Source organism: Marinobacter sp. HL-58 (assembly GCF_001314605.1).
Classification (GTDB): domain Bacteria; phylum Pseudomonadota; class Gammaproteobacteria; order Pseudomonadales; family Oleiphilaceae; genus Marinobacter.
Window position 1 is genome coordinate 1 of the sequence record NZ_LIHP01000015.1, and the last position, 8,630, is coordinate 8,630.

The following is an 8,630-nucleotide window of genomic DNA, read 5'->3' on the forward strand; positions in this document are numbered from 1 at the left end:
AGGAACCTTGCAGGCATCGAGCTGCTGCATGAAGGCCCCCAGCGGCCACTGGGGGTGGGCCTCAATTTACCCAAACACGGCAGGAATTATCCATACAAGGCCAGGCACGGCGACGCCTACTGCATTGCGGCTCCGCCTCCATTCCGTAGCCGCGCATGCTGGCTGGCGTTAATTGCCAAGGAGAGGTATGGCTATCAGCTTCAAGGTGAATCACCCCATTACCACTGACCAATTCATCGGTTTGTTGGAGAGTTCTACCCTCGGGGAGCGTCGGCCAATCCATGACCGAGAATGTATGGAGGGGGTGGTTACCAACTCCAATCTCGTCGTGAGCGCTTGGGATGGTGATTTGTTGGTCGGTATCGCGCGCAGTGTCACGGATTTTCACTATGCCTGCTACCTGTCAGATTTGGCAGTTCATAAGAGTTATCAGCGGTCAGGAGTAGGCAAACGACTGCAGTCACTGACCCAGGAGCAACTGGGGCCGCTCTGCAAATTGATACTCATCGCTGCACCGGCAGCCAACTCGTACTATGGTCAGATTGGTTACAAGCACAATGATCGCTGCTGGGTTTTGGATGCGGGAGTGACCATTGGCAATTAACAATTCGCAACAGTACGCGGCCGGTGGCCGCCGGACGCCCTTTACGTGGCGCTTTCGTCGCCACTCCAAGGTCGCCGCTGTGCTTCGGCGTTAGCAAGTAGAAGATACATCAGAAAAATGGAGTTGTTTTGAAACCGATACCTACCGCACCAACTGATAACCTATACAAATTCGTAGCAATTTTGGGCCTCTGGATGTTTCTCGGCCTACTTGCGCTGCTTGGATGGTTTGTCTATCTGGAGTATGAGGTTAAAGATAATTCGATCGCTTCAAGCTCGTATTTTCGTTCAGTTCAGGCTCTTTCCGAGATCGAGGATCGGATGGAGTCGATCCAAACCGGTAATTTGGAAGAGAATAAGTTGGATTGGGTGCCTAAATCGTGGGATTTAGAGCAGGAAATACATGTTCTTAAAATAGCGCGAGAGAACCACTCTGAATCTGTTGCCAAGAACCAATACGCGGTCGATTCGGAAGTTGGAGAGGAGCTTCGTTACCTCAAAAACCCAGTCGCAATGGTATTCGGGATTTTTTACATAGCTTGCATGTCGTTCTGTTTTGTTATCGGCTTTTTAAGGTGGAAGCAAAAGATTCAAGACCCTGAAATCTATTTCAAAGAAAAGAATACTGAGCTCCTTGAAAAGAGTATTGAGAAATTGAATCTCGAGATACGAGCTTTAAAAGGCGAGCAGCAAAATGAAGCAAATGGGTAGCTAACCTCATTGCTAACAAGGTGGTCAACGGGACGCCAACTACGCTGCGCTCCGTTGGCGCCCATTACCACTGGCGTTATGAAGGATGACTGGGAGGTCCAGAAATGAGAAACCATGACTTTGGATAATTTTCTGCAGCTCGTTACAAATTACCTTCTACCCTTCATGGGATTACCGCTTCTCGGCGTGGTAGTTGGGGCTTGGTTAACAAACTCATTTTTTCCATTTCGATTAAAACGCAGAGAATGGCGCTGGGAAAAGGAGCTGTGGGCTAAAGAGCTATTCTTCGAAACTGTCTCTCGCATACATTTTATTGCTGATCATTATTTGAAAGGCGAGTACGAGGAACGATTTTCAATGTCTGGGCTTGGGCTTCATGAAGCCGACGAAGAGATCATGCAACTAGTTAAAGAGCTCCAATCCGTTGGCCACAAATTGAAGCTCTATTTGAGTAAGTCAGACTCAAAACTTTTTGAGGAATACCTGAGAGATAGCCAAACAGAGTATGACGCAGCCAAGGAAAGCTGGGGAATGTGGGATCAAGACGATGAGATCTCCCCAATGCAACACACGGAACATACCATCGCCGGGCAAGGGCAAGTGGCTGAAAAAGTCTTGGAGAGGTTCAAGCTATCTTCATAACCAGTGCAGGCACAGCGACGCCCATTACATTGCGCCTTCGGCTCCATTCCAAGGGCGCGCATGCTGCAAGCGTTAGAAATTGGGAGAGATCAGTATGGACCTACAAGATGCTGCTAAAGCTCGGCTCAAAGAGGTGTATCAGAATCTCTCGATTATGAGTGTCAAGCCGGCTCTCTGGTTTCTGAACGCTTTCCCGACTAATGTTCGCACAGCATCCCGGAAAAGTGGTGATAAGTATTGGTTTGATGTAACTCCAGAACTCTATGAAAAGAGACAGGTGGAATTCTTCGTATACGTTTGCGGTGATCCAAATACGATGTATGTGTTTCCCCGCTTAAACCTGGAGCACTTTGTTCGTCATGCAAGCCTTGGTGGTCAGAAACAGGTGCCAAATTTCACTATCTACACCAATAGGGATGAGCTGGAACCTGCAGGCCATGCGGATTCTTCGTTTAATATTTCAGGGTTCAGGAATGCGTTCTTTTTAATTCCGGGACACCTGAAATAGTCCAGCGAATTTTCTAACCAGGCCAGTCACGGCGACGGCTACTACATTGCGGCTTCGCCTTCATTTCATAGCCGCGCGTGCTGAGCGGCGTTAAAACTTTAGGGAGAAAGTGATCCCCCAATGGATTTATCCGTTTCACAGTATGTTGTCATCGCAGGCTTGGTTTGCGATGTAATCGGGTGCGTGCTCGTTGCCTTTGAAGTGATCAATCGTTTTAAAGGTCAGATAGTTGAGCAAAGCCAGAAGCTGGAAGATTTGGATTTCTCTAGGCCGGTGCTCACGTCGGAGTACCGAAAATGGGAGAAGTGTAAACACATTGTCATGGCAATAGGCCTGTTTTTCTTGGTTGGTGGTTTCACCCTTCAAGGAATTGGTACAGCCATTCAATAATTCAACGGTATCCTGGGTGCTCAGCGGTTTTAACAATCCGGTCAACCGGACGCCAAAAGCGTACCGCTTTTGGTTCCCTCCGCTAGCGCTCCGGCGCCGGTTACCTCAGCGTTAGCAACTACAGAAAAGGACCTTCACAGTGAGACGGTTGTTGTATTCGATCATTTTCATACTTGGTTTCATGGCGACTCTTTTGCTCGGATTAATGGCGGTTGGCCGAGCTTCTGAGTTGCTGGGACTCAGCAGTATCAGCCATGTCGTTATCGTCGCTTTGGTCGCATCGGCTGTAAGTTGGCTCATGCTTTCGTTTAGTCGGCAACGATTAGCCACTATTAACCATGCATTGGTTTCAAAGCTGCTCTCTGTCTTCTTCGGTGCAGGTGCGCTGCTAGCTGGGGGCATGGCGGCTCTTACGGCATTTATGATGGTCAGGTCAGGTTATGGTGCTAGGGAAATTGATACCATTATCTCAACGTGGCTTCTTGCCTTATCCATCTGTATTGGACCTGCAGTTGTGGCCTGCCTCACGACTCGGCATCTCACAAAAATTGCTAACCAATAGTTGTAGTACGTTCCGGGCCTCCGGCCCTACACCGGACGCCCATTTCGCTGTGCTACATGGGCGCCGCTAAACAAGGGCGTTATGTGGTGCCAACCATGCTAGAATCGCGGGTTTTGAACAATGTTTAACCACGGGTAGCCAGGACGCTACTCATTAAAGAAAGGAACTCTGACTATGAGCAATCTGATTGCCGCTTGCGTCGGCGATATGCACGTTTGCCCAATCAAAGGGCACGGCTCTTCTCCCATCATGCCCAACGGCTCCAGCATCCTTGTTGAAGGTAAACCCATTGCCCGAGTTGGCGATGTCACCGGTTGTGGTGCAGTCATTACCCAGGGTTATCCGCTGGCAATTGCTGATGGTATGCCAGTGGCCTACCTTGGGAGCCCCACCAGTCATGGTGGTTCTATTGTCAGTGGTAATCAGCGAGTAATACTTGGCGTTGCCACAACCACCGCACCCGTAGTGGATTTTGCCATGGCAGGCGCACTGGATGACAAGGGCCAACTTACTCCCGCAGCCAGAGAATTGCTGGACAAAGACCCACAGGAATTTGTGCGCAAAGCGGCACAGAAAGGCGCATTGATTGACGAAGGCGTTTCCAACGAGTCACCGGAGGACTCGCCCGAAGAAGAGAACCGCCCCAAAGTCCGGGTAGAGGCTGGCATATTTTTCGACGGCACTGGCAATAACCGCGACAACACCCAGACGTATCAGCAGCAGATGGACGAGTGTCTGACGGCCAATGCGGCCGGAGCCATCTCAGAAGAAGAATGCAGTAGTGAACTGTCGCAGATTATGGGTGGTAGCTACCTCAATGCCGAAACCAATGTGTCCAAGCTTGAGAACCTGTATCAGCGAACGGGTGGCCAGGGCGAGAATGGCGAGACCATAGTCAGGCTTTCGACCTACGTGCCTGGTGTCGGCACAAAGTCCGGTGATCCCGATGACGGTCCGAGCATGGGGCTTGGCCTTGGAGAGCAAGGCATATTGAAAAAGATTGAGGAAGGCAGTAATGATTTCGCTTTCCGATTAAGTCGTGCCGTCACCGAACCCATCGACGAACTGATCCTCGACGTGTTTGGTTTCAGCCGTGGGGCGGCCACCGCCCGGCATTTCATCAGCCGGGAGATTTATGACACCACCGGCTCTTTATACGGCGAGTATAAAGGTAGGTTGGTCAAGGCCTTCGAGCGGGAGGGAATTCCCTGGCCGAACAAGGTTACTGTCCGTTTTCTAGGGCTATTTGACACCGTTGCTGCGGTTGCCGACCTGGATAATCTCGATTTTTCTGCCCACGATGTCGATACGGGACGCATCAACGTTAACGTACAACCAGAGCATGTCGAGCGAGCCGTGCAATTTGCTGCCCGAGATGAACGCCGACACAACTTTTCACTGAACAGCCTGCGAAACGAATCCGGAAACTTACCTGAACATTTCAGCGAATGGGTGTTGCCGGGTGTTCATTCCGATATTGGTGGTGGTTACCAGGATCGTTTTCAGGAGCGTATCGAAGTTCGCCCGCCCCTCATGGTCAAAGGAAAGGATCGCCGCAATCCCGAAGCGAGTTTTGAGTTCTCCCGCATGTTGCAGGAGCGCGCACTGATTAAAAGTGAGGGCTGGATTGGGCCACTGAATCCGTTTGCCACACTGGAGATAGAACAGGAGCGCCCACGTAGTTTGCCTGGCGGAGATGTCACGCTTCGCCTGTGGCTGGATCGAGAAGTCCGGGGTGAATATTCTCGAATTCCGCTTTACCTGATGCACAAGTTAGCAGTGGATGCGGGGGTACCTTTTGATGAAATCGATCCGAAAGATTCTTCCTATGCTTTACCTCAAGAGCTTTTACCCGTTGCCAGGAACCTTGCCGCCCATGTGTGGTATGGCAATGAACTGCTGATTTCCCCGGAGTCCAAGGCACTATTGAAGCAACGGTATATCCACCACTCCGATCATTACCTGACAATGTACGTGAAAGGCGCATGGCCGATTTACCCGTTTCAGCCGGCCAAATATGGTCGACGTGTTATCCATCCAAACAAGACCAAGTGAGGAGAAGGGGGAAACGCCATGAAAATTCAATGCCTTGTGCTCAGTGTGTGCGTACTTTTGTTGTCAGGATGCTCGGAGCAGACAGCCTCCGAAGGATCAAAGCCAGGTCCCAACTCGACTTACCGGAGTATTGGTGTTGTGGCGCCTAGGCATTACGATGTCTGGGTGGACAAGTTTTATATTGAGTCCCTGTCAGCGGATATAGGTTGGCGTCGTCCATTTGGGATTGTCTCTTGTTGCTGGAAAAGCGCTCCGCTGTCCGGTGCTGAATGGCAAACCACCCCTGAACTGTTCCTGATACGTTGGTTTTCATTTGCGGAACAGCAGTCCTACGAGGCTGTGATCAAGCTGGAAAATCCAGACGAGATTGTGGAGAAAATGAAAGAGCCTGCACCGTTTGAAAGCTTCGGTGAGATCGCTGTTCGGCCTCGGGACACGCTTGTGCTGGGTCTGGCACCCGGCGGTACTGTTGTGCTCTGGATCATGAATCGTGGAGAAAATGCCATTGAGGTTGGGCGGTACCAGGCGAAACCATACGATTACCAAAAAGAAGGAGAGGACTATACTCGCCGGACTGAAACCTACCTCGAAAGAGAGGGGGACTTCCTGCAAAAAAATGGAATACGATATGACGGTTGGTGAATGAGTACTTCTGACCAATGAGCCAAGCACCACATAACCATGCCATGCACCGGATGCCAAACCCTCCGCTTCGCTCCAGCTTTGCCACCGGTGATGGCGGGCGTTAAATCAGAGAAAATGGAGTTCGATTATTCAAACTGAAGAAATTTTAGGCAAGATCGACTCGCTGGAGCAAGCAGCTGAATGGGATGCCGCAGAAAAGCTTCTCGCTGACATATTGCTCCCACTTTTCGAGAAAGAAGGTTACAAATCTACAAAGCGATCTGCACAGTACAAGGCGTCTGCAAGCGATGCAGTAAATGAATGGGATATTGTTATCAGGAAAGATGAAGACAATATCTTTCATGAGGACTCTATTGGTGTCGAAGTAAAGTTATATAAAGAGAAAAAAGTCGGTGCGGATATAGTACGTCAAACTCTTGATAGAGCTAGGTCTTCGGGGCTAAAGCGAACGTTCATATTTTGCAAAAACGGTTTCTCTAATGAGGCCATTAAAATAGCGTCAAGATACAACCCTCAAGAGTTGGAGCTTTACGATATCGAAAGCCTTAAGAATTGGGTTGTTGGGTCATTTGATAATGATGAAGAAATAAAAAATGAAATTAGCTGCATAATCAGATCCGCGTCAAAGGCATTTATAGAAGCTATAGCTAAAAACCCTCGTGCTTTAGATTCGTTAGAGTGGAGAGATCTGGAGCGTCTACTCTCAGAAGCATTCGAAGGTTTGGGTTTTTCAGTAACCCTTACTCCACCCAGTAAAGATGGTGGTAAAGATCTAATTCTTGAGTATGAAGTTTCAGGGAAGCTGAAAAGCTATGTAGTAGAAGTAAAGCACTGGAGAGCAGGTAATAAAGTTGGAGGCGATGCCGTCTCATCATTCTTAGGCGTAATCGTTAAAGAAAAACATATAGGTGGAGTTTTTATATCAACTTATGGCTACACAAAAAACGCTTTTGAGTCACTCACTAAGATACAAAGAGAGAAGTTGAAATTTGGTTCAGAATCAAAGGTTGTGTCATTGTGCAAAACCTATGTAAGAGCCAATAAAGGGTTATGGTCTCCAGAGCAAAATATTCAGAATGTACTATTTGATAATACGATTTAACCAGTACAATCACGGCGACGGTTACTCCATTGCGGCTGCGCCTCCATTCCGTAACCGCGCGTGTTGTCGGCGTTAAATGGGAGCAGGGAGCTTCGTTTGCTTTGTGATTGTGCCATTGGAGGCGTGCTCCAATAATAGCGGCCTGCGTTGGACCGAGAGGCTGAAGTTTTGATCGGATAAATTTCAAAGTTAAGCTAGAGCAAGGCGAGATCAATTTAAGGATTTGATTGAATGGACACAGCTACGCAGAAAACTAATTTCAAAGCCGTTGGGCCGTCCTTACTTTTTCTCGCCGTAGCCGGGGCGTTGATTGCCTTGCTGATACAGTCTCCAAAAGAGGCGGATTGGATTTACTACAGCCCTAAAGGGAAAATCATTGAGGGCGCGTTTTATGATCGATGCAGGGGGCGCATCACGCGGCAGTGGGGCAAATGCCGTTATATCGACATTCTCCTTGGCGCCAACGTGTCCTCGGTGACAAGTGAGCCGGAGCTCGGAGCAAATATTGATGGTGTCAAGGTTATCCAGCACTCTGATGGCAGGTGCCGTATTTTTGTCCGAAATGACGGCAAAACGGTCAGTATCCGTAATGAGAAAGGGCAAAGTAGGCCAGGCAGTGCGCGGCTGAACGCAGCAGAGAGAAGGGCCACCCCGTTGATTACTATCAGTGTGCCAAATGGTCTGGCGGAATACGACTCCCTAACCTACCGTGAACCCACTGATTTTGTCCGCTGGAAAATAGACGGTCGCGACGAGCCTTCAAGCCGGAATTATCGGAGCACAGGCTGGGCATTTATTGAAGATAAGGATCAGATTGTTGGTATGGGCTTGCTTGGCGACGATTCTGTGGGGGGCGCCGGTGTTATGTCTGTAGCAGAGGACGCATTTGAAGACAGAAGCCGTGTTGAAGCCTACGAAAAGGGTGTTATCGCCGATGCATTTGCTTGGCGGGATGATGTGTTGGCTCAGTTCAGTTCGAACCTGGACCTGGAGGTTCCGACGGACTGTGAGGCGTTGCAGCCAAGCTGAGAAACCCTCATCTAGGGAGCAGTTGAATTAAATACTGGAGGAAGGTCAGATGGACAAGCCACAGGAGTTAAATGCCAGTAATAGCCTAGGTCTAGGGCTTGAACAATCTGGTCTCCAAAATGGAAAATTGGAGTAACAGAATTTAACAATGTAGTCAACCGGACGCCAAAAGCGTACCGCTTTTGGTCCCCTCCGCTGCGCTCCGGCGCCGGTTACTATCAGCGTTAGCTCCTCAGGTCCGACGGCTGTCGTTCACATCGTCCGCAAGCCAAGCCTTGATCAGGGATTGATAGGGCATGTCCCGCTTGTTGGCTTCGATTTTGATCCGATCAAGCAAGGTTTCCGGCAACCGGAGTGAGATCGTCTTGGTTGAGGGTTTCAGC

12 protein-coding genes are annotated in these 8,630 nt (G+C 49.4%); 11 read left to right on the forward strand and 1 reads right to left on the reverse strand.

Translation table 11 applies throughout. From position 1 onward, the window contains the following. The 11 genes from HLUCCO03_RS12435 to HLUCCO03_RS12485 form a co-directional block, all read left to right on the forward strand. The coding region (locus HLUCCO03_RS12435; RefSeq protein WP_292016709.1) for a hypothetical protein at window positions 1-228 on the forward strand (228 nt) is incomplete at its 5' end. Continuing rightward, window positions 188-604 carry a GNAT family N-acetyltransferase gene (locus HLUCCO03_RS12440; RefSeq protein ID WP_027830496.1) on the forward strand — a complete coding sequence of 139 codons (417 nt, stop codon included), beginning with the start codon at window positions 188-190 and terminating at the stop codon, window positions 602-604. The genes HLUCCO03_RS12435 and HLUCCO03_RS12440, both read left to right, overlap by 41 nt. Window positions 605-732: 128 nt before the next feature. Then, window positions 733-1,314: a hypothetical protein gene (locus HLUCCO03_RS12445; protein ID WP_027830497.1), complete on the forward strand. Its 582-nt coding sequence runs from the start codon at window positions 733-735 to the stop codon at window positions 1,312-1,314. Window positions 1,315-1,428: 114 nt separating this feature from the next. Continuing rightward, window positions 1,429-1,956: a hypothetical protein gene (locus HLUCCO03_RS12450; RefSeq protein ID WP_027830498.1), complete on the forward strand. Its 528-nt coding sequence runs from the start codon at window positions 1,429-1,431 to the stop codon at window positions 1,954-1,956. A gap of 94 nt (window positions 1,957-2,050) precedes the next feature. After that, window positions 2,051-2,464: a hypothetical protein gene (locus HLUCCO03_RS12455; protein WP_036197160.1), complete on the forward strand. Its 414-nt coding sequence runs from the start codon at window positions 2,051-2,053 to the stop codon at window positions 2,462-2,464. Between the two features lie 120 nt (window positions 2,465-2,584). Then, entirely contained in the window at window positions 2,585-2,854 is a 270-nt protein-coding gene (locus HLUCCO03_RS12460; protein ID WP_155939859.1) for a hypothetical protein, read from the forward strand. A 151-nt stretch (window positions 2,855-3,005) separates the two neighbouring features. Then, window positions 3,006-3,416: a hypothetical protein gene (locus HLUCCO03_RS12465; protein ID WP_155939861.1), complete on the forward strand. Its 411-nt coding sequence runs from the start codon at window positions 3,006-3,008 to the stop codon at window positions 3,414-3,416. Window positions 3,417-3,590: 174 nt separating this feature from the next. After that, window positions 3,591-5,471 carry a DUF2235 domain-containing protein gene (locus HLUCCO03_RS12470; RefSeq protein WP_051603744.1) on the forward strand — a complete coding sequence of 627 codons (1,881 nt, stop codon included), beginning with the start codon at window positions 3,591-3,593 and terminating at the stop codon, window positions 5,469-5,471. Window positions 5,472-5,489: 18 nt separating this feature from the next. Then, window positions 5,490-6,113: a DUF2931 family protein gene (locus HLUCCO03_RS12475; RefSeq protein ID WP_081813479.1), complete on the forward strand. Its 624-nt coding sequence runs from the start codon at window positions 5,490-5,492 to the stop codon at window positions 6,111-6,113. Between the two features lie 217 nt (window positions 6,114-6,330). Continuing rightward, window positions 6,331-7,218 (forward strand): restriction endonuclease, encoded by an 888-nt coding sequence (locus HLUCCO03_RS12480; protein ID WP_051603746.1) that lies wholly within the window; start codon window positions 6,331-6,333, stop codon window positions 7,216-7,218. A 231-nt stretch (window positions 7,219-7,449) separates the two neighbouring features. Next, on the forward strand, window positions 7,450-8,247 hold the full coding sequence (locus HLUCCO03_RS12485; RefSeq protein ID WP_027830504.1) for a hypothetical protein: 798 nt from the start codon (window positions 7,450-7,452) through the stop codon (window positions 8,245-8,247). Window positions 8,248-8,479: 232 nt separating this feature from the next. Here HLUCCO03_RS12485 and HLUCCO03_RS12490 read toward each other — a convergent pair whose 3' ends face one another. Then, window positions 8,480-8,629, reverse strand: coding sequence for a CopG family antitoxin (locus HLUCCO03_RS12490; RefSeq protein ID WP_292016711.1), 150 nt, complete (start codon window positions 8,627-8,629; stop codon window positions 8,480-8,482). Window position 8,630: the final 1 nt, after the last annotated feature.